Origin of the sequence: Aestuariimicrobium soli, from assembly GCF_051192575.1 — a bacterium.
In the GTDB taxonomy this organism is placed as follows: Bacteria; Actinomycetota; Actinomycetes; order Propionibacteriales; family Propionibacteriaceae; genus Aestuariimicrobium; species Aestuariimicrobium soli.
Genome location: NZ_JBPJSQ010000011.1, coordinates 212794 through 233135, shown reverse-complemented (window position 1 = coordinate 233135; position 20342 = coordinate 212794). Strand labels below are relative to the sequence as shown.

Here is a 20342-nt window from a genome sequence, read left to right as displayed (position 1 = left end):
AGCGTCAGCTGGTGAGTTCGGCGCGGCGAGCGCCGACGGGCGCCTCGTCGATCTCGGGAGCGGGATCGTCGAGGCCGTCGGCCACCGCCTCGGCGCGGTTGCGCTTCATCATGCGGGGCGCCCACGCGATCGCGGAGATCACCAGACCGAAGGCGAGCGGGCCCAGGATGACCAGGGCGATCAGGTGCAGGTCAGACACGGGAGTGGGCTCCGGCCAGCCGGGCAGCACGCGCAGGAAGATCATGGGCCACACCCTACTGCCTGAGCCGCTTTGGTAGGTTCGCAGCCGTGACCCTCCCCTCGAGTTCCCTGCCCCGATTCGGCAAGGGCAAGCACCTGCTGAGCGTCTCTCAGTTCGACCGCGAGGGGTTGGACGACCTGTTCGCCCTGGCCGACACGGTCGCCCCGATCGCGCAGCGGCAGGTGCCGGGCGGGCAGCAGGTCTGCACGGTGCTCGACGGAGCCGTGCTGGGCAGCCTGTTCTTCGAGCCCTCCACCCGCACCCGGCTCTCGTTCGAATCAGCCTTCCTCAGGCTCGGCGGCGAGGTCACCACCACCACCGGCTTCACCTTCTCGTCGATGGCCAAGGGCGAGTCGATCGAAGACACCTCCCGCGTGGTCTCGGGCTACTCCGACGTGCTGGTGGTGCGCCACCCCGACGAGGGCTCGGTCGCCCAGTTCGCGGCCGCCAGCGTCGTCCCCGTCATCAATGCCGGCGACGGCGCGGGCGAGCACCCCAGTCAGGCCCTGCTCGACCTCTACACCCTCGAGAAGGAGCTGGCCCGGCGCGGCGGCACCGTCGACGGTTCGACGCTGGCCGTCGTCGGTGACCTTCGCCACGGACGAACCGTGCACTCCCTGCTCAAGCTGATCACGGTCTACCGCGACGTCTCGGTGCGCGTGTTCGCCCCCGAGAGCCTGGAGCTGCCCGACGAGACCGCCCGCCACCTCACTGAGGCCGGGCACCGCCTGACAGTCTGCGACACCGTCGTCGAGGCCCTGCGTGGCGCCGACGCGGTCTACACCACCCGCGTGCAGCGCGAGCGCATCACCGGTGAGGTGCCCGCCTCGATCCAGGGCAACCTGATCGACCGCTCCGTGCTCACCGAGGCCGGTGCCCTCGACATCGTGATCATGCATCCGCTCCCCCGCGATGCCCGCCACGACGCCTACGACCTCTCCGACGACGTGGACGACCTGCCGGGCCTGGCGATCTTCCACCAGACCGACAACGGCGTGAACGTGCGCATGGCGATCTTCCTGACGGCGTTGGGCTGCTCCCCCGAGATGGTGAAGGTGACCACCAAGCAGCGCCCGTGGGACGCGACGTTGCGCTGGGAGGCGTGATGACGCCCCCGGCACCCACCGCCTGGACTGTCACCGGGGTCACGCGCCCCGACGGAACCCGAGGCGATCTGCACCTGGCCGACGGGCACCTCGTCGACGAGCCCGCCCCGGGAGCGAGGGTGGTCGACGCCGACGGCCTGATCGTGCTGCCGGGGTTGGTCGACCTGCACACCCACCTGCGCGAGCCGGGCCAGACCGAGGCCGAGACCATCGCCACCGGCACCGCCGCGGCCGCCCGCGGTGGCTACACCGCCACCTTTGCCATGGCCAACACCTCACCGGTCACCGACACCGGCGAGCGCGTCGCCACCCTGCACGGGTTGGCCCGCGAGGCCAGCACCGAGGTGGTGCCGATCGGCGCCGTCACGGCGGGGTTGGCGGGCCAGCAGCTGGCCGATCTCGACTCCCTGCTGGCGGCGGGGGTGCGGGTGTTCTCCGACGACGGCTACTCCGTGCCCACGGCCGGGCTCGTCCGGGCGGCCATGGAGGCGCTGCTGCCCTTCGACGCGGTGCTGGCCGAACACTGCCAGGACCCGAGCCTGGCCGGGTCGTCCGCCTGCTGCCACGAGGGTGAGGTGAGCCGGGAACTGGGACTCGAGGGCTGGCCGACCATCGCCGAGTCGGTGATCATCGCGCGCGACGTGCAGGTGGCCGGCTACCTCGGCGCGCGGCTGCACCTGTGTCACGTGTCGACCGCCGAGGGGGTCGAGGTGCTCCGTTGGGCGAAGGCGCGGGGGGTACGGGTGACCGCCGAGGTGATGCCCCACCATCTGGCTTTGTCGGTCGACGACCTGCACCGGTCGTTCGTCGACGGGGCCGGTGACACCACCTACAAGGTGAATCCGCCGCTGCGATCGTGCGACGACGTCGAGGCGGTGCGCCAGGCCCTGGCCGACGGCACCATCGACGCGGTCGCCACCGACCATGCCCCACACAAGACAGCCGACAAGGCCAAGCCCTTCCCCGAGGCAAAGCCCGGCATGATCGCCATCGAGCAGGCCCTCGCGGTGGTCGTCGAGACCATGGTCGAGACCGGACGCCTCACCTGGGCGCAGGTGGCCGATCGCATGAGTCTCACGCCGGCCCGGATCGGTTCGCTCGCCCCGCAGCCGGCCTCGTTCGTGCTGGTTGACCCCAGCCGCCGCTCAGTGGTCGACCGGGAGCGGTCCCTGTCGCTGGGGCGCAACAACCCTTACCACGGACGATCGCTCCCCGATCCGGTCGTGGCCACGTTCTGGCGAGGTCGGCCGACCTACGGTCTGGAGATCTGAGCGAGTCTTTTGGACTAAGTCCAAAACAGCTAGGCTGGTGGCATGACCACCGCACCCCTCGCCGACGCCGCAGCCGTGCTGCAGCACGCGGGGCTGCGCGTCACCAAGCAGCGGGTGGCCGCCGTCGATGCTCTCGCCGAGCACCAGCACGTCACGGCCGACGAGCTCGTGGGGCTGTGCGCCGAGGCCGGCGTCAGTCGTCAGGCCGCCTTCCTGATCGTGGGCGACCTGACCAGGGCGGGGCTCGTCCGTCGACTCGACCTGCCCGGGCAGCCCGCCCGTTACGAACTTGAGCGTCACGACAACCACCACCACGCCGTCTGCTCGGCGTGCGGACGGGTCGTCGACGTGCCCTGCGCCGGCACCGAGGTGCCGTGCATCACCCCCCCAGACGACTTCGGCATGACCATCAGGGTGGCCGAGGTGTTGTACCGAGGTCTGTGCACCGACTGCCAGACCGCCCCCCAGGGAGAATTAGGAGAAGCATGACCGAATCCACCCAGAGTGAATCCACCCAGAACGCATCCACCACTCAGGCCGGCATTCCCGCCGTCAGCGACCGCAACTCGCTCACCGTCGGCGCCAACGGCCCGATCGTGCTGCACGACCACCACCTGATCGAGACCCTGCAGCACTTCAACCGCATGAACGTGCCCGAGCGTCGTCCGCACGCCAAGGGCGCCGGCGCCTTCGGCGAGTTCGAGACCACCGAAGACGTCACCGCCTACACCAAGGCCGCCCTCTTCCAGCCCGGCACCAAGACCCGGGTGCTGCAGCGCTTCTCGACGGTCGCCGGCGAGCTCGGTTCCCCCGACACCTGGCGCGACGTGCGCGGCTTCGCGCTGAAGTTCTACACCACTGAGGGCAACTTCGACCTGGTGGGCAACAACACTCCCGTCTTCTTCCTGCGCGACCCCATGAAGTTCCCCCACTTCATTCGCTCGCAGAAGCGCCTGCCCGACTCGGGCCTGCGCGACGCGACCATGCAGTGGGACTTCTGGACCCTCAACCCCGAGTCGGCCCACCAGGTCACCTACGTGATGGGCGATCGCGGCCTGCCGACCTCGTGGCGCCACATGAACGGCTACGGCTCGCACACCTACATGTGGGTCAACGCCGCCGGCGAGAAGTTCTGGGTCAAGTACCACTTCATGAGCCAGCAGGGCGTCGAGAACCTGTCGGCGGACGAGGCCGAGGCCCTGGCCGGCTCGAACGCCGAGCATCACCGGCAGGACCTGTTCGAGGCCATCAAGAACGGCGACTTCCCGAAGTGGGACCTGTACGTGCAGGTGATGCCCTACGACGACGCGAAGACCTACCGATTCAACCCGTTCGACCTGACCAAGACATGGTCGAAGGCCGACTACCCGCGCATCAAGGTGGGCACGCTCACCCTGAAGGAGAACCCGACCAACTTCTTCGCGCAGATCGAGCAGGCCGCGTTCTCGCCGGCGAACATGGTGCCGGGCATGGGCATGAGCCCCGACAAGATGCTGCTGGGCCGCAACTTCGCCTACGCCGACGCGCAGCGCTACCGCATCGGCACCAACTTCCAGCAGTTGCCGGTCAACAAGCCCATCACCGAGGTGCACTCGTACTCCTTCGAGGGCAACATGACTGTCGAGCACCGCGGTGCGGCCTCGGTCTACGCCCCGAACTCGTTCGGTGACACGTGGTCCGACCAGACCGGTGCCGTCGAGACCTCCTTCGAGGCCGACGGCGAGCTCGTCCGTTCTGCCTACGAGCTGCACGCCGAGGACGACGACTTCGGCCAGCCCGGCACCCTGTACCGCGAGGTCTTCGACGACGCGCAGCGTGCGCGCTTCCTCGAGACGCTGACCGGCCAGGGCAAGGCGATCGCCCACGACACCGTGCTGGAGAACTTCTTCGGATACTGGGGATCCGTCGACGCTGACCTGGGCGCGGCCCTGCGCGCGGCCGTCACCGCCTGATCACAGCAACCAGCCCGAACAGCAACAGCGGCGGTCACCCGAGAGGGTGGCCGCCGCTGTGGCGTGTGGTGTGCGGGAACGTCACCGCTTGACGCGGGCGTTGCCCTTCCAGATCGACCACACCTGGTCTTCGTCGGCGGGGGCGCCGTAGTCGGTGATCGAGGTGGCCGCCAGCGCACCGGTGGCCCAGCCGAACTGCATGGCCAACTCGGCGTCCCAGCCCTTGATGATGCCGTACAGCAGGCCACCGACGAAGCCGTCGCCGCCGCCGACGCGGTCGAGCACCCCGATCTCACGCAGGTCGGCGACCGCGAACTCCCCGGTCTGCTTGGCCCACACCACCGCACCCCACAGGTGACGGTTCACGGTCTCGACCTCACGCAGGGTGGTGGCGATGAACGAGGCGTTCGGGAACTGCTCGGTCACCCGACCGATCATCTCCTTGAAGCCGTCGATCTTGTCGGTGAGCGCGGCGCCACCCTCCTCGGGGCCGGCAACGCCCAGCGCCAGCTGGAAGTCCTCCTCGTTGCCGATCAGAATGTCGGTCTCCGAGGCGATCTCGGTGAAGGCCGCGCGCAGCTCCTCCTCTCGTCCCTTCCAGAACGACGCCCGGAAGTTGAGGTCGAACGCGATCGCGGTGCCGTGCTTCTTGGCCGCCCGCGCCAGGTCGAGGCAGAACTGCGAGGTCTCGGGCGACAGGGCGGCGATCAGGCCCGACAGGTGCAGCACCTTCACGCCCTCGTCGCCGAAGATGCGGTCGAGGTCGAAGTCGGCCGCGGTCAGCGACAGGCCGACCTCACCGGCGCGGTCGTTCCACACACGCGGGCCGCGCAGGCCGTAGCCCGAGTCGGCGATGTTGAACTGGTGACGGTAGCCCCAGGCGTCGCCCTGCGGACGGTCCGGACCCTCGAAGGCCATGCCGCGGGCCCGCAGGTTGGCCTTGATGAACGCCGAGATCGGCGACCCCTCGACGAAGGCGGTCAGCACCTTGGTGGGCTCACCCAGATGGGACGACACCGAGGCCACGTTCGACTCGGCCGAGGTGGCCTGCATGAAGAAGTGGTCAGAGGTCTGCACCTGCTGGGCGTTGTCGGGGGTGATGCGGATACCCATCGAGGTGGCGACCACGAGGGACCACTGGGCGTTGTCACGAAGCTGCATGGGACTGCTTTCTCTTGTGCGGGTGTCAGAGCTTGAAGACGCGGGTGGGCTGGTCGACGACCAGCTGGTGGGCGACCTCGTGCGCATCGTCCTCGGTGAGGCGGTGCTCGACGACCAGTTCGGCCAGGTGGCCGCAGTCGAGGCGGCGCGACATGTCGTGGCGCGCCGGAATCGAGCAGAACGCGCGGGTGTCGTCGATGAAGCCCGAGGTGCGCGAGAAGCCGGCCGTCTCGGTGGCCGCCTTCCGGAACCGGCGAATGGCGTCGGGGGCGTCGATGAACCACCACGGCACGCCCACGTACACCGACGGGTAGAACCCGGCCAGCGGAGCGAACTCGCGACTGAACACGGTCTCGTCGAGGGTGAACAGCACCAGGTTGAGGTTCTTCGAGGTGCCGTAGGCGTTGAGCAGCGGCTGCAGCGCGCGGGTGGCCTCGACGGCGATCGGGATGTCGCAGCCGACGTCGGCACCGTAGGTCTCGAAGGTCGGCTGGTGGTGGTTGCGGGCCACCCCCGGGTGCAGGGTCATGGTCAACCCGTCCTCGGACGCCATCCGGGCCTGCTCGGTGAGCATGTGGCGGCGCAGCACGGTGGCCTCGTCCTCGCCGATGCGCCCGGCACGGGCCAGCTGGAAGAGACGCTCGGCCTCGTCCGACGGCAAGATGATCGTGCCCAGGTCGGCGTGGCTGTGGTCGGTGGAGACGGCACCGTTGGCCTTGAAGAAGGCGCGGCGGTTCTCCATCGCCTCGACCCAGCCGGCGTAGCTCGAGATGTCGACGCCCGAGACGCGGGCCAGGTTGTCCGTGAGCTCGTTCCAGTCGGGCCGGAACGGCTCGAGGTACTTGTCGGGGCGGAAGGTGGGCACGACCCGGCGGGTGAACGACGCGTCGGCGGCAATCTTCTGGTGATGCACCAGGTCGTCGCAGGGGTCGTCGGTGGTGGCCATGAACTGGATGTCGAAGCTGTCCATCAGGGCGCGGGGCTTCGAGGAGTCACGGGCGATCCAGGCCGCGATGGTGTCGTAGATCTGGTCGGCGGTCTCGGCCGAGGGCACGACGTCGACGCCGAAGATGCTCACCAGCTCGTCCTCGAGCCAGTACTTCACGGGGGTGCCGCGGTAGTCGGTCCAGTGCTCGCACAGCGCCCGGAAGGCGGCTCGCGAGGCCGCCTCGTCGAGCTCGCCCTGGTTGACGCCCAGCGTCGACAGTTCGACACCGTTGGCGTGCATCATGCGATTCACGTAGTGGTCGGGGGTGATCAGCAGCGAGGTCGGGTCGCTGAACGGCACGTCGTCGGCGATCCAGACCGGGGGCACGTGGCCGTGCGGGCTGATGATCGGCAGGCCCTTCACCTGGTCGTAGAGCCGGCGCGCCACGTCGCGCGTCGTCGGCTCGGCAGGGAAGAGTCGATCGGGGTGGAGTTCGAGGGAGGCCATGACGTCCACTCTCGTCAACGAAGGCAACGCCTGCCAAGGGTTGCCAGAGTTTGCCGGTCGGGCGTTGACTTGCCCTCATGAGCACACAGCATCTCGACGTCGCCTGCGAGCTGATCGGCGGCCCGCACCAGCACGTGTCGGCCGAGCAGTTGGACGAGTTCGTCGCCCGCAAGCTGGCCGAGGTCGACCTCGACGGCAAGAACGTGGTGCTGGTGGTGCCCGACGGCACCCGCTCCATGCCCCTGCCCCAGGTGACCGCGACGCTGCACCGCCACCTGATCGACCGGGTCGCGTCGTTGACGGCCGTGATCGCGCTGGGCACCCACAGCTACATGGAACCGGACGAGATCGAGCGCATGTTCGGCGCCGACCCCGGTGGTCTCGACGAGCTCTACCCCGGCCTGCGCATCGTCAACCACGAATGGGCCGACCCCGACATGCTGGTGAACGTCGGCCGCATCGAGGGCGACCGGATCGCCGAGCTCTCGGAGGGCCGCCTCAACGTCGGCGCCGACATCCTCGTGAACCGTCACGTCGTCGAGGCCGACGTCAACCTCGTCGTCGGGCCCGTCTTCCCCCACGAGGTGGTCGGCATCTCGGGCGGCAACAAGTACTTCATCCCCGGCGTGGCCAGCCAGGAGTTCATCGACATGACCCACTGGGTGGGTGCGCTGATCAGCTCGGCCGAGATCATCGGGACGAGGGGCATCACCCCGGTGCGGGCCATGATCAACGAGGGGGCCCAGCTGATTCCCGGCGCCCGGCTCGCGCTGAAGTTGGTCGTCGAATCGGGCACCGGCGAGATCGAGGCGGCCGCCTTCGGCACCACCGAGGAGGCGTGGGCCGCGGCCGCCGACGTCGCCGCCCAGACGCACGTCACCTACGTGGACGAGCCCTTCCAACGGGTGGTCTCGTGCATGATGCCGCGCTACGAGGACATCTGGACGGCTGCCAAGGGCTTCTACAAGCTCGAGCCCGCGGTGGCCGACGGCGGCGAGGTGATCATCTACGCCCCGCACGTCACCGAGGTCTCCGAGACCCACCACGAGATCTACGAGATCGGCTACCACTGCCGCGACTTCTTCGTGAAGCAGTGGGACAAGTACTCCGACGTGCACTGGGGCGTGCTCGCCCACTCCACCCACCTGCGCGGAGCCGGCACCTACGACGCCGAGACCGGAGTCGAGACCTGCCGACTGAAGGTGACCCTGGCCACCCAGATTCCCCGCGAGGTGTGCGAGTCGATCAATCTGGGCTACCTCGACCCGAACGAGCTCGACCTCGAGGCCATGGCCGCCGAACCGGGCACCGTGGTCATCCAGAACGCCGGCGAGGTGCTGTACCGCCTCGCCTGATCGCGGCTCACGCCGCCGCCGGGCTCAGCCCGGTTCTGCGGTCGACTCGCGGACGATCAACTGGATCGGCAGCGTCTGGGGTTCCGGCCCCGGATTGGTGTTGCGCTGGATCATCGTGATCAGCAACGAGGTGGCCCGCTGCGCCAACTGGTTCAGCGGCGCGGCCACCGTCGTCAGGCTGGGGCTGACGAGGTCGCTGGCGAAGGTGTTGTCAAACCCGATCACCGACAGGTCACCGGGAACGCTCCAGCCGAGATCCTTCGCGCGTCGGATCACCCCGATGGCGGTGAGGTCGTTGTAGCAGACGGCGGCGGTCGCGCCGCTGTCGCGCAGCGTGTCGGTGATGCCGTAGCCGCCCTTCACCGTGGGCGACACCGGGCCGACCCGCTGGTCGATCAGGTCGAGCTCGAAACAGCCCTCGCGGAAGGCCCGGTAGCGCGAGCCGTTGGCCCACGACGCCTCGGGGCCGCTGACGTAGACCACCCGCCGGTGACCGAGTGAAGCCAGGTGCTCCAGGGCGCGCCTCATGGCGCGGGCGTTGTCGGCGACCACGCTCGGCAGACCGGTGACCACCCGGTTCATCACCACCGTGGGCACCTTGCGCGCCGCCGCCCGCAACCCGGTGTCGGAGATGCGCGACGAGGCCACCAGCAGGCCGTCGACCTGGGTCAGCGAGCGGTCGAACAAGGCCTGCTCGCGGCTCTGTGACTCCTGGGTGTCGGCCAACAGCAACTGGTAGCCCCGCGCCGTCGCCTCGGCCTCGGCCCCCCGAATGATCGAGAAGAAGAACGGGTTGGTGACGTCGGCCACCGCCAGCGCCAGCAGTTGCGTGCTGCGGTTCGAGGGAGCGCGGAAGACGGCCTCGGTGCGGTAGCCCATCGCCTGGGCGACGGCATGGATGTGGGCGGCGGTCTTGTCGGAGACTCGTCCGGGTCTCGAGAACGCACGCGACACCGTCGAGGGGTTCACGCCCGCGGCTGCGGCCACGTCGTAGATCGTCGGACGACGGCTCATCCGCCCCATCGGATCGAGAGCTTCGTCGCTCATCTCACTCACCCCCGCAGCCTTGCAGAGAACTCCTACCGAGGCAAGAGTTGGCAACTCCCCGGCCAGCCAGACCTCACTGCGCCGAAACTCACCGGTCAGCCAGTGCCGCGCCCATGCGTTCGATGATCTCGAGGACGATGGGTCGGCTGGTGCCGAAGTTCAGCCGCACCCGGCCTCGTCCGGCCTGACCGCAGGCGCCACCATCGGTGAGGGCGACCCGCGCATGCTCCAGGAAGAACTGCTGGGGGTTCTCGAGTCCCAACTCCTGGGTCTCGAGCCAGGCGAGGTAGGTGCCCTCGGAGGGCACGTGCGCGATCCCCGGCAACGTCGCGGCCACCGCGTCGGCCAGAGCTGTCCGGGTGCCGTCGAGGTAGTCGACCACCTCGTCCAACCAGGGCTGGCCCTGGTCGTAGGCGGCAATGCTCGCCACCACTCCGGGAGTGGCGGTGGCGTGGCTGCGTCCGAAGGCCAGCGGCTCCCACAGCCGGCGCAGATCGGGGTCGGTGACCACGAACTGGGCGCCCTTGAGACCGGGCAGATTCCAGGCCTTCGAGGCGGCCATCGAGGTGACGGTGTGCGCGGCGGTGACCGGCGACAGCGCGTGGTAGGGCACGTGGGTGGCGCCGGGCAGTACCAGCGGCGCATGGATCTCGTCGTTGTAGACCAACCCTTGGTGCGCCGCCACGATCTCGCTCAACCGGGTCAGTTCCTCGGCCGTGGCCACCTTGCCGACGGGGTTGTGCGGGTTGCACAGAATCAGCAGGTCACCGGTCTCGAAGACCGCCTCGAGGGCGTCGAAGTCGTACTCCCAGCCGGTCTCGGTGCGCAGCATCGGCACCTCGGCGAGTTCGCGATGGGCGGCACCGGGCATCGTCAGGAACGGCATGTAGGCCGGCGTCGGCAGGATCACCTTCGCGCCGTCGGCCAACAGCAGGTCCATGGCGATCTCGAGGCCCGAGAGCACGTCGGGCAGCGGGGTGACGTGGGCCGGGTCGAGCTGCCACCCGTAGCGCTGCACGTACTCCGCAGTGGCCCGGCGCAGGTCGTCGGCGAGCCCGTTGGGCAGGTAGCCGAAGTTGAAGCCGTCGACCATGCGGTGCAGGGCCTCGGCGATCGGCTCGGCCAGCCCGAAGTCGTGTTCCGCGACGAAGGCACCCAGCGTGCCGGGGAACCTCGTCCACTTGCCCGATCCCCGCGCCACCAGCGTCTCGGGGGTGAGGGCGTCGATGCGGTCGGCGAAGGTGCTCATGCCGACACCTTCTCACGGCCCAACCGGTCGGCCACGTGCGGGGGCAACGTTCTGGGACGACCCGCCCCGTCGGCGCAGACCAGTACCGTACGCGCCCGGGCCAGCACGCGATCGCCGGCCAACGGGTCGACCACCTCGGCGGCGAAGGTGCACGAGGTGGTACCCACCGCCACCGGCGCGACGTCGACCCGGTAGGGCTCCACCCGGTAGGGGATCTGACCCACGTAGTCCACGTCCTGGCGGGCCACCAGCCACAGCTGCGGGTCGTCGTCGGGCGCCGCATCGATGGGGTACGCCGCGATCCGCGCCTCCTGCACGTAGTCGAACAGGCGCACATTGTTGACGTGACCGAACCGGTCGACATCCGACCACCTCGGACGAAGCGTGTGCCCCACTCCCCTGCCCCCCAGGGGTGGCGCGGTCAGGTCGCGGAACGCATCCACCTCGATGCGGTGCTGGTCGAACCAGTGGCGCTCCTCGGCGGTGAGGCGGCGGGGACGCTGCTCCTCGAGATCGAACGGGCACAACACCGAGCGGGCACGCGCGCACACCCGATCGTCGTGACTGATGCGGTAGGCGACCTCGAAACGGGCGGCCCCGATCGCCGTGATGCCCAGGTCGACGACCACGGGCGAAGGCGACCACGCGATGGGTGACAGGTACTCGAGCTGGTGGCCGATCACCACCACCCCGGTCTCGAGCATCTGGGTGACCCCCGCCGCGTGCAGGAAGTCGACGCGGGCCTCCTGCAGGTACTCGGCGAACATGCCGTTGTTCACATGCGCCTGCGCGTCCATGTCGCCCCAGCGCAGCGGTACCTCCACCCTCACAGATTCGGCCTCACAGGTCCTCGGGCTCCTCGTCGTACAGTCCGTCGATCAGCGTGCGGTACTGCTCCGAGACGACATTGCGCCGCACCTTCATGTTGGGGGTCACGCCACCGTCGGTGACGGTGAACTCGGCGGGCAGCACAGCGAACTTCTTGACGGTCTCCCATCGTTCAAGGGTGGCGTTGGCCTGCTGCACCTGCTCGTCGAGGGCGGCGCGCAGGCCGTCCGAGGTCAGGAGCGCGGCCGGGTCGTCGCCGGCGTGACCGTTGCGCTCGGCCCAGGTGGCGGCAGCGGCCGGGTCGACGGTCAGCAGCGCCACCACGTACTTGCGGTTCTCGCCCAGGGCCACGGCCTGCGAGATCAGCGGGCTGGCGGCCGTCAGGGCCCCCTCGACCTTCTGCGGGGCGACGTACTTGCCGCCGGAGGTCTTGATCAGGTCCTTCTTGCGATCGGTGATCGACAGATACCCGTCGGCATCCACCTGCCCGATGTCGCCGGTGTGGTACCAGCCGTCGGCGTCGATGGCCTGGGCGGTCTCGTCGGCCTGGTCGTGGTACCCACGCATGATGATCGGCCCGCGCAGCAGCAGTTCACCGTCGTCGGCGATCCGCACCTCCATGCCGGGGGTGGCCGTGCCGACGGTGCCGAACCGCGGCGTGGCGGGGTCGTTCACGAAGGCGATGGCCGAGGTCTCGGTGGCGCCGTAGCCCTCGACCACGGTGATGCCGGCCGAGTAGAACCAGGCCTGCACCTTGGCCGACAGCTTCGCCGAACCCGACATGAAGAAGCGGATGCGGCCGCCCATCGTCTTCTTCAGCTTCGAGAAGACGAGTCGGTCGGCGATGGCGTACTTCAGCTTCAGGGCGGGCGGCAGCGGCTTGCCCGCCAACCGCAGGTCGCGGGTGTCACGGCCCACGGCGAACGCCCACTTCGAGATCTTGTCGACCGCCGAGCCGGGAGCGGCCTTGGTGAGCACGGCCGCGCGCACCTTCTCGAAGATGCGCGGCGCCCCGCACATGAACGTCGGCTGCACCTCGCCCAGACCCGCGACGATCCGGTCGAGCCGGCCGTCCACGGCCGAGGCGAAACCGCAGGTCAGCTGCACCGCCAGCAGGCACTTGCCGAAGACGTGGCTGAGCGGCAGCCACAGGTACTGCAGGTCGTCCTCACCGACGATGCCGGTGGCCTGCATCGAGACGCCCTCGTAGGCCCACGAGCGGTGGGTCAACTCGACCCCCTTGGGAGTGCCGGTGGTGCCCGAGGTGTAGATCAGCGTCGACAGAGCCTCGGGGGCGATGCCCGCGATGGTGCGTTCCACCAACCGTGAGTCGGCGGCCAAGGCATCGCGACCGCGGGCCCGCAGGTCGTCCAGCGTCAGCACGCGATCGTCACCGTCCTCGAGTGAGCGGTCGTCGTCGACGATGACGATGGTGCGCACGAGCGACGCGAGGTTGGTCTCGCCCTGGGCCGGGGCCTTGCGCAGCTTGTCGAGTTGGGCGGCGTTCTCGACGACCACGATGCTCGACTGGGAATGGGTGACGATGTGGGCGACGTCATCGACCTGCGTGTTCGGGTAGATGGTGGTGGTGGCTCCCCCGGCGCAGGCGATGGCGAGGTCGACGATGATCCACTCGATGCGGGTCGTCATCGCGATCGCGACCCGCCCCTCGGGCACCAGACCCACCGCCAGCAGCCCGGCGGCCAGTTCGTGGGCCCACGCCTGGGTCTGCGTCCAGGTCAGCGGACGCCACTCGTTGGGCCCCACGGCGCTGCGGTCAGGCACCAGGAAGGCCGTCTTCTGCGGCGTCTGGCGCGTGCGGTCGGCCAGCATGGTGCCCAGGTTCTGGGAGGCCTGCTCGAGCAGTCGCTCGCGGGTGTCCAGGGAGGTGGTCATGGGTGCAGCCTAATGGCGGGATGGCATCCGTGGCGGGTTAGCATCAGGGGCATGGTGGGAGAGGTTCGTTGGCTCGATGACGAGCAACAACGCGTCTGGCGACTCTGGTTGCACGGTTCCGCGCGGGTGAACGACCGGCTCGATGCGCAGTTGCGCAGCGTGGGCCTCGACCTGGGCGACTACGAGATCCTGGTCTCGCTGGTCGAGGGCGACGACCGGGAGCGACGCATGTCTGACCTGGCCGAGATGGTGCACCAGTCCCGGTCTCGCCTGACGCACGCCATCAAGCGCATGGAGGCGAACGGGTGGGTGGCGCGCAGGCCGGCCCCGGACGATCGCCGCGGGGTGATTGCCACCCTCACCGACGAGGGGTTCGCCCTGCTGGAGCGCGCCGCCCCCGGGCACGTGCAGGCCGTGCGCGAGATCCTGGTCGACCCGGTCGAGCCCGACGACTACGCCGCTCTGGGACGTGCGATGGCCGCCGTGCTGGCGGTGCCAGACTGAGCCAATGAGCCTCACCGAGACCGCTGGCGTCACCGAGCTCGCGTGTGTCGACACCTCCACCCTGACGCGGGCAATCTACACCACCGATGCCTCGCTCTACCGGGTGGAACCCGTGGGGGTGGCCTTCCCCCGCAGTCGCGACGAACTGGTCGAGGTCGTGCGCGCGGCGCTGGCGCAGGGTGTGCCCGTGACGGTGCGGGGGGCGGGCACCTCGTGCGCCGGCAACGCGGTCGGCCCCGGGCTGGTGGTCGACGTGGCGCGCCACCTCAACCGGATCGTGTCGATCGACGCCGAGGCGGCCCTCGCCGTGGTCGAGCCCGGAGTGGTGCAGGCCACCCTGCAGGCGGCGGCTCGTCCGCACGGTCTGCGGTTCGGGCCCGACCCATCGACCCACACCCGCTGCACCATCGGCGGCATGATCGGCAACAATGCCTGCGGCCCACGGGCGCTCGGTTACGGCCGCACCGCCGACAACGTCGTCGAGCTCGAGGTGCTCACCGGTACCGGTGAGATCGTCAGGGTGCGCTCCGGCGACCAGGCCCCGGAATCGGCCGTGCTCACCGAACTGCGGTCGACGGTCGCGGCCCATCTGGGCGTGATTCGCACCGAGTTCGGACGATTCGGACGCCAGGTCTCGGGATATTCGCTGGAACACCTGCTGCCCGAGAAGAAGTTCGACGTGGCGCGCTTCCTGGCCGGCACCGAGGGCACGCTGGCGGTGATCCTGTCGGCCACGGTCCGGTTGGTGCGCGATGCCCCACACTCGGCCGTCGTTGCCCTGGGGTACCCGTCGATGCCCGAGGCCGCCGACGCCGTGCCCGCGCTGCTGCCGCATCGTCCGGTGGCCGCCGAGGGCATGGACCGGCGCATCGTCGACGTCGTCGCCCGGACGAAGGGCCCCGGCGCGGTGCCGCACCTGCCGGCCGGCGACGGCTGGATCTTCGTGGAGCTGGTCGGCGAGGACGCCGCCGAGGTGCGTGGCCGGGCCGAGGCTCTGGTCGCCGACTCGGGTTGCCTGGACGGTTGGGTGGTCGACGACCCGGCGGCCGCCGATCGGTTGTGGAAGATTCGCGAGGACGGCGCCGGTCTGGCCGGGGTGAGCCTCGACAATCCCGCCTACCCCGGCTGGGAGGACGCCGCCGTGCTGCCGGAACGGTTGGGCGCCTACCTGCGCGAGTTCGACCAGTTGCTCGCGGAGTTCGACCTGCACGGCCTGCCCTACGGGCACTTCGGCGACGGCTGCGTGCACGTGCGCATCGACTTCCCGCTGGACCGCGACGGCGGTGCCGCCCACTACCGGGGGTTCGTCGAGCGGGCGGCGGCCCTGGTGGCCGCCCACGGCGGATCGATGTCGGGCGAGCACGGCGACGGCCGGGCCCGGTCGGCGCTGCTGCCCGCGATGTACTCCCCCGAGGCGATCGCCCTGTTCGGCCGGGTGAAGCGGGTCTTCGACCCCGATGGTCTGCTCAACCCGGGGGTGCTGGTCGACCCGGCACCCGTCGACGCCGACGTGCGCGTCGCCGCCACCGTGCGCTCACCGCTGCGGCTGGCCGACCCCGACTTCGTCCGCGAGGTGCACCAGTGCTCCGGGGTCGGCAAGTGTGTCACCGCCACCCTGGGCGCCGGCGCGGTGATGTGCCCGAGCTACCAGGCCACCCGGAACGAGAAGGACTCCACCCGGGGCCGGGCCCGGGTGCTGCAGGAGATGGTCAACGGCTCCCTGATCGCCGGTGGTTGGCGTTCACCCGAGGTGCACGAGGCGCTCGACCTGTGCCTGTCGTGCAAGGGCTGCGGCCGCGACTGCCCCACCGGCATCGACATGGCCGCCTACAAGTCGCTGGTGCTGCACGAGTCGTACCGCGGACGACTGCGCCCGCTCTCGCACTACACGCTGGGGCAGCTGCCCAGGTGGCTGTCGCTGGTGCACCTGGTGCCCGGGGTGGCCTCGATCGCCAACGCCGCGCTGGGGCTGCCGGGCGTCGGCGCCCTCGCCAAGCGGGTGGCCGGGGTCGACGGTCGTCGTCCGCTGCCGAGGTTCGGGCCGCGGTCGCAGCGTCGCGCGGCGGTGCGGGCGCGGCGTGGCGGCACTCCGGGCCGGCACGGGCGGATCGCGGTGTGGGTGGACTCGTTCACCGACGCCTTCGAGGGCACGCAGGTGGCGGCGCTGATGGCGGTGCTGGAGCGGGCCGGCTACTCCCCCGAGGTGATCGGCGACCGCGCCTGCTGCGGGCTGACCTGGATCACGACCGGCCAATTGGACGGTGCCCGCGCCCAGCTGCGGACCGCTCTCGACGTGCTCGCCCCCATCGCCGAGTCGGGCGTGCCGATCGTCGGCGCGGAACCATCGTGCCTGGCGGTGTGGCGCTCCGATGCCCCCGAGTTGCTCCCGGACGATGCTCGCGTGGGCGTGGTCGCCGGCGCCGTGAAGACCTTGGCCGAGGTGCTCACCGCGACCGACGACTGGCAGGCCCCCGACCTGTCGGGCCACGAGGTGGTCGCCCAACCGCACTGCCACCACGCGTCGGTGCTGGGCTGGGACGCGGACGCCGCGGTGCTGTCGCGCACCGGGGCGACCGTCACCACGCTGGGCGGTTGTTGTGGGCTGGCGGGCAACTTCGGTGTCGAGCGGGGCCACTACGAGACGTCGGTGGCGGTCGCCGAGACGGCGCTGCTGCCGGCCCTGCGGGCCAACCCCACGGCGATCGTGCTCGCGGACGGTTTCAGCTGCCGCAAGCAGGTGGACGACCTGACCTCACGTCGGGCGATGACGCTGGCGGAGTTGCTGCTCACCCACGCCTGAGCCGGTTCGGCGGAGTGTCAGACGTCGAGGAACAGCTCGACCTCGATGACGTCGCCGGCCTCGATGCCCAGGTCGTCGCGCACCTGCTTGCGGATGGGCACCCGGTAGGTGCCCTCCTTGGGGAACATGGCCGTCCTGTAGGTGTGCGGGCCGATGGTCGCCACCGCCGGCACGCAGCCCCAGTAGATGATCGACTGGGCCACCTCGGCGATCAGGTCGGCCTCGTCGGTGGGAACGACGGCGTAGTAGTACGGCGCGGGTCCGCGCCACTCGATCACGTCGGCGGTGAACTGCAGGTCCATGGCGATCAGATCCCCCGATCGAAGCCGACGGAGAGAAACGGGGGCAGGTCGCCGGAGCGCAGCCCTTCGAGGACGATCCGTTCGTGCGGCACGGTCTCGGCGGGCAGGTCGTGCAGCCCGAACCAGCGCAGGCCGGCACTCTTGTGCGGCTCGGTGATGGTGGGTTCCCCCGCCCAGGAGCGGGCGGTGAAGAAGAAGTCGACCCGCTCGTTGATGGGCAGCCCGGCCCCGGCACCCTCCCGCTGGGTGCGCTGCATGGTGGTGACGAAGGTCAACTCGAGGTCGGTGATGCCGAGTTCCTCCAGGGCCTCGCGGTGGGCGGCGGCGGTCACCGTCTCGCCACGCTCGACGTGTCCCGCGGCGGCCGCGGCCCAGTGGTCGTCCATGTAGCCGGTGTTGCGCCGCAGTTGCAGCAGCACCTGGGCCTCGTCCACGCTCTCGCGCAGCAGGAAGACGTAGGCGGCAGGCACGACGCTGAACCGTTCGGGCAGGGCACGTTCGGGCATGCCATGACCGTACTGCAGCCCCGGCCAGTAGAGTCTCGGCCATGACCGAGCGCACCACGTACCTGCTCGTCGACGGCGAGAACATCGACGCCACCCTCGGGTCGGTGCTCGGGCGCCGCCCCGAACCGCAGGAACGACCCCGCTGGAACACGCTGCTCGACCACCTGCGGGAGACCTGGGATCAGCCCGTCACGGGACTGTTCTTCCTCGCGGTGCCCGGCGACCTGCCGATGTCGTTCGTGCAGGCTCTGCTCGCCATGGGCTACCGCCCCGTGCCGCTGCGCGGCGAGGGCAAGATCGTCGACATCGCCATACAGCGCACGGCCGAGGCCCTCGTGGGCCGGGCCGCCGACGTCGTGCTGGCCAGTCACGACGCCGACTTCGTGCCGCAGATGGAGGCGCTGGCGGCCGACGCCGATCGCCGTGTCGGGGTGGTCGGGTTCGGTGAGTTCTTCTCCGGCGGTCTGCGTCAGGTCGAGGGCATCGAGCTGTTCGACCTCGAGTACGACGTGGCCGCCTTCAAGGCGCGGTTGCCGCGGGTGCACGTCATCGACATCGACGACTTCAACCCGCTCGACTTCATCTGAGGTCAGGCGGCGCGGGCCAGCCGACCAGGTCGTCCCATTCGCGCCGGTCGGCCTCCCAGCCCGCGAGCAGGTCGTGGGTGGTCGCGCCGGCCAGCAGTCCGTCCCGCAGCCCGTTCGATCCGCTCATCAGCCCCAGCCAGCGCCAGTCGTCGCCCCGGTGGGTGAAGGACGCGGGGTACAGGTCGCGGGCAGTGGTCAGCAGGTCGAGGCCGAAGCGCACCGCGTCGAAGGTCTCCGGATCGGTGACGTGCACCTCGATGCCCCGGCAGAGCTGCCCGGCGTGGGTGTCGAAGTGGGGCACGACCAACGGTTCGAAGGCCGCCTCGCGCAGCACGGCTCCGGCCGGGGTGGGCAGGTGGCCGACGAGGCGTTCGTCCACCCACGGGGCGCCCACCAGCGTGAACGGACGGGTGGTGCCCCGGCCCTCCGACAGCGTGACCGCCTCCAGCAGCCCCGTGCCGGGATAGCAGAACGCGGCCTGCGGGGTGGGCAGGTTGGGGCTGGGCGGCACCCAGATGCCGTGCCCGGGTGACCACGGACGACCGTCCCACCCGCTGACCTCCACCACGTCGAGCTCGACCCCCGACTCGGCCGGGTTGAACAGTAGAGCGAGTTCGCCCATCGTCAATCCGTGCTGCAGCAGGACGCCCGCCTCGCCGATCGCCGACTCGAAGCCGGGCCGCAGCATCCCCCCGCGGCGGGCTCGTCCCAACGGGTTCGGACGATCCAGCACCACGACCCGCACGCCGGGCACCAGGGCGGCGGCCAGGAGCAGCCGGCGCATCGTCCACAGGTAGGTGTAAAACCGCACCCCGACATCGGCGAGGTCGACGACCACCACGTCGGCAGCGACGGCGCGCAGCAGGTCGGCCAGTCCCTCGACGGGCACGTCGTAGCCGTCGAGCAGGGGAACGCCGGTGCGAGGATCGACGGTGTCGGCCTCCGACTCCCCCGCCGTGGCGGTGCCGCGGAAGCCGTGCTCCGGCCCCAGCACGCCCACCACGCGCACCCCGGCCGCCACCATCGCGTCGACCCCGTGCACGACGCGACCCTCGCGCACCAGCACCCCGGTCGGATTCGACAGCACAACGACGCGACGCCCCCGCAGGTCCGCGAAGTCGCGGTCCGCGAGGGCGTCGAGCCCGGTCGAGATCACGTGACGGGTTTGCCCTGCAGGTCGACCCTGGCCAGGCCACCCTGCTTGTCACTGAGCACGTCGATCACCGGCTGGCCGTTGCTGCCCGCATGGATCGTGGCGGCCTTGAACCCGCCGGCGAGCTTCACACCCGCGGCGATGGCGGTCGCCAGGCTCTCGCCGCTGGCACCGTCCAACGAGTACGCGGTTCCCTTGGCCGTTTCACAGCCCGGACGACCGACGCCGCCCTCGCTGACGCCCTTGACGGTGAAGCGGCGCGTCATGGACAGGTTGCACTCGCCCCCGGCGTGCTTGCCGGGGCCGGCGAAGGTGGCCGTGGGGCCCAACTCGGTGTCGGCGACGCTGATCACGATCTCGGTGAACTGGGTCAGACCGGTGGTCGCCTTCTGCTCCTCGAGCAGGGTGGTGAGGGTGGCGGCCGACGTCGGGTCGGAGAGCTCCGGAACGGCCTTGCCGTCGAGCAACTGTGTCTGAGTCTCCTGGTCGCACTCACTCTGGAACCAGGGCTTCCCGGCCGGGGTCACCTGGAAGGTGACGGTCACGCCGCCCTGGGTCTGACAGGTGACACCCTCGCGGGCCTTGGCCACCTGGTCATAGGGAACGGCGTCGGCGGCCATCGATCCGGCAGCCCAGCCCTCATCGGAGCTGGACGTGTCCGAACCGTCGAGCATGCGGCGCTCGGCCGCGCTGCCCTTGAGCACGCTGACCCACCCGCCGCCGCTCGTCCCGTTGCCGTAGAACGAGCCGAACAGCACGGGTGCACCGTCGGCGGCCTTCACGACCCGTTCCTTCAGGGTGGCGGCGTCGGGAGCGGCCCCCGAATCGCCGCCACCACCGACGCCGAGCTGCGCACACGACGACACCGACACGGCGGTGGCGACCGCCAGGGCGGCCGCCACCGTCTTCCAGACTGGATTGTTCATCACGTCTCCGAGTCAACCAGATC

At 70.0% G+C, this 20342-nt stretch carries 19 protein-coding genes; 8 read left to right on the top strand and 11 right to left on the bottom strand.

The features are described 5' to 3' along the window. Positions 1-4 precede the first annotated feature (4 nt). On the bottom strand, positions 5-244 hold the full coding sequence (locus tag ACSDQ9_RS13240; protein WP_435147758.1) for a hypothetical protein: 240 nt from the start codon (positions 242-244) through the stop codon (positions 5-7). Positions 245-288: 44 nt separating this feature from the next. Between ACSDQ9_RS13240 and pyrB the strand changes: the two genes are divergently transcribed. The 4 genes from pyrB to ACSDQ9_RS13220 are packed head-to-tail and all read left to right on the top strand — an operon-like array spanning position 289 to position 4570. Further along, the gene (gene pyrB, locus ACSDQ9_RS13235) at positions 289-1347 is read left to right on the top strand and encodes an aspartate carbamoyltransferase (RefSeq protein ID WP_435147756.1); all 1059 of its coding nucleotides are present in this window, start codon (positions 289-291) and stop codon (positions 1345-1347) included. Further along, positions 1317-2618, top strand: coding sequence for a dihydroorotase (locus ACSDQ9_RS13230; protein WP_435147755.1), 1302 nt, complete (start codon positions 1317-1319; stop codon positions 2616-2618). The genes pyrB and ACSDQ9_RS13230 overlap by 31 nt, the downstream gene beginning before the upstream one ends. A gap of 42 nt (positions 2619-2660) precedes the next feature. Then, the gene (locus ACSDQ9_RS13225) at positions 2661-3107 is read left to right on the top strand and encodes a Fur family transcriptional regulator (RefSeq protein WP_435147753.1); all 447 of its coding nucleotides are present in this window, start codon (positions 2661-2663) and stop codon (positions 3105-3107) included. Beyond that, positions 3104-4570, top strand: coding sequence for a catalase (locus tag ACSDQ9_RS13220; RefSeq protein WP_435147751.1), 1467 nt, complete (start codon positions 3104-3106; stop codon positions 4568-4570). Before ACSDQ9_RS13225 ends, ACSDQ9_RS13220 begins: the two co-directional genes overlap by 4 nt. Positions 4571-4651: 81 nt before the next feature. On the opposite strand, the gene ACSDQ9_RS13215 is transcribed toward ACSDQ9_RS13220, so the two are convergent. Then, on the bottom strand, positions 4652-5731 hold the full coding sequence (locus ACSDQ9_RS13215) for a PfkB family carbohydrate kinase (RefSeq protein WP_435147749.1): 1080 nt from the start codon (positions 5729-5731) through the stop codon (positions 4652-4654). 25 nt (positions 5732-5756) lie between these two features. After that, positions 5757-7166, bottom strand: a complete 1410-nt coding sequence (uxaC, locus tag ACSDQ9_RS13210; RefSeq protein WP_435147747.1) for a glucuronate isomerase — start codon at positions 7164-7166, stop codon at positions 5757-5759. 77 nt (positions 7167-7243) lie between these two features. On the opposite strand from uxaC, the gene ACSDQ9_RS13205 reads away from it, so the two are divergent. Beyond that, positions 7244-8521 (top strand): lactate racemase domain-containing protein, encoded by a 1278-nt coding sequence (locus ACSDQ9_RS13205; protein WP_435147745.1) that lies wholly within the window; start codon positions 7244-7246, stop codon positions 8519-8521. 24 nt (positions 8522-8545) lie between these two features. On the opposite strand, the gene ACSDQ9_RS13200 is transcribed toward ACSDQ9_RS13205, so the two are convergent. From ACSDQ9_RS13200 to ACSDQ9_RS13185, 4 genes are all read right to left on the bottom strand, one after another. Then, complete coding sequence (locus ACSDQ9_RS13200; RefSeq protein ID WP_435147743.1) at positions 8546-9568, bottom strand: LacI family DNA-binding transcriptional regulator; 1023 nt, start codon at positions 9566-9568, stop codon at positions 8546-8548. 88 nt (positions 9569-9656) lie between these two features. Continuing rightward, the gene (locus tag ACSDQ9_RS13195; protein ID WP_435147741.1) at positions 9657-10817 is read right to left on the bottom strand and encodes a MalY/PatB family protein; all 1161 of its coding nucleotides are present in this window, start codon (positions 10815-10817) and stop codon (positions 9657-9659) included. Next, positions 10814-11641: an acyl-CoA thioesterase gene (locus ACSDQ9_RS13190; RefSeq protein ID WP_435147740.1), complete on the bottom strand. Its 828-nt coding sequence runs from the start codon at positions 11639-11641 to the stop codon at positions 10814-10816. Before ACSDQ9_RS13190 ends, ACSDQ9_RS13195 begins: the two co-directional genes overlap by 4 nt. Positions 11642-11657: 16 nt before the next feature. Beyond that, positions 11658-13541, bottom strand: coding sequence for an AMP-dependent synthetase/ligase (locus ACSDQ9_RS13185; RefSeq protein ID WP_435147738.1), 1884 nt, complete (start codon positions 13539-13541; stop codon positions 11658-11660). A 51-nt stretch (positions 13542-13592) separates the two neighbouring features. Between ACSDQ9_RS13185 and ACSDQ9_RS13180 the strand changes: the two genes are divergently transcribed. Further along, positions 13593-14045 (top strand): MarR family winged helix-turn-helix transcriptional regulator, encoded by a 453-nt coding sequence (locus tag ACSDQ9_RS13180; RefSeq protein ID WP_435147736.1) that lies wholly within the window; start codon positions 13593-13595, stop codon positions 14043-14045. A gap of 4 nt (positions 14046-14049) precedes the next feature. Then, positions 14050-16845: an FAD-binding and (Fe-S)-binding domain-containing protein gene (locus ACSDQ9_RS13175; protein ID WP_435147734.1), complete on the top strand. Its 2796-nt coding sequence runs from the start codon at positions 14050-14052 to the stop codon at positions 16843-16845. 17 nt (positions 16846-16862) lie between these two features. Here ACSDQ9_RS13175 and ACSDQ9_RS13170 read toward each other — a convergent pair whose 3' ends face one another. Together ACSDQ9_RS13170 and ACSDQ9_RS13165 are read right to left on the bottom strand one after the other, a co-directional pair. Continuing rightward, the gene (locus tag ACSDQ9_RS13170; protein ID WP_435147733.1) at positions 16863-17147 is read right to left on the bottom strand and encodes a DUF1905 domain-containing protein; all 285 of its coding nucleotides are present in this window, start codon (positions 17145-17147) and stop codon (positions 16863-16865) included. Positions 17148-17152: 5 nt separating this feature from the next. Beyond that, the gene (locus tag ACSDQ9_RS13165) at positions 17153-17653 is read right to left on the bottom strand and encodes an NUDIX hydrolase (protein ID WP_435147731.1); all 501 of its coding nucleotides are present in this window, start codon (positions 17651-17653) and stop codon (positions 17153-17155) included. Positions 17654-17694: 41 nt separating this feature from the next. Here ACSDQ9_RS13165 and ACSDQ9_RS13160 point away from each other — a divergent pair, with 41 nt between their 5' ends. Next, positions 17695-18240 carry an NYN domain-containing protein gene (locus tag ACSDQ9_RS13160; protein ID WP_435147729.1) on the top strand — a complete coding sequence of 182 codons (546 nt, stop codon included), beginning with the start codon at positions 17695-17697 and terminating at the stop codon, positions 18238-18240. Here ACSDQ9_RS13160 and ACSDQ9_RS13155 read toward each other — a convergent pair. Continuing rightward, positions 18233-19396, bottom strand: coding sequence for an exo-beta-N-acetylmuramidase NamZ family protein (locus ACSDQ9_RS13155; protein WP_435147727.1), 1164 nt, complete (start codon positions 19394-19396; stop codon positions 18233-18235). The genes ACSDQ9_RS13160 and ACSDQ9_RS13155 overlap by 8 nt on opposite strands. Next, complete coding sequence (locus ACSDQ9_RS13150) at positions 19393-20322, bottom strand: hypothetical protein (protein WP_435147725.1); 930 nt, start codon at positions 20320-20322, stop codon at positions 19393-19395. The genes ACSDQ9_RS13155 and ACSDQ9_RS13150 overlap by 4 nt, the downstream gene beginning before the upstream one ends. Positions 20323-20342: the final 20 nt, after the last annotated feature.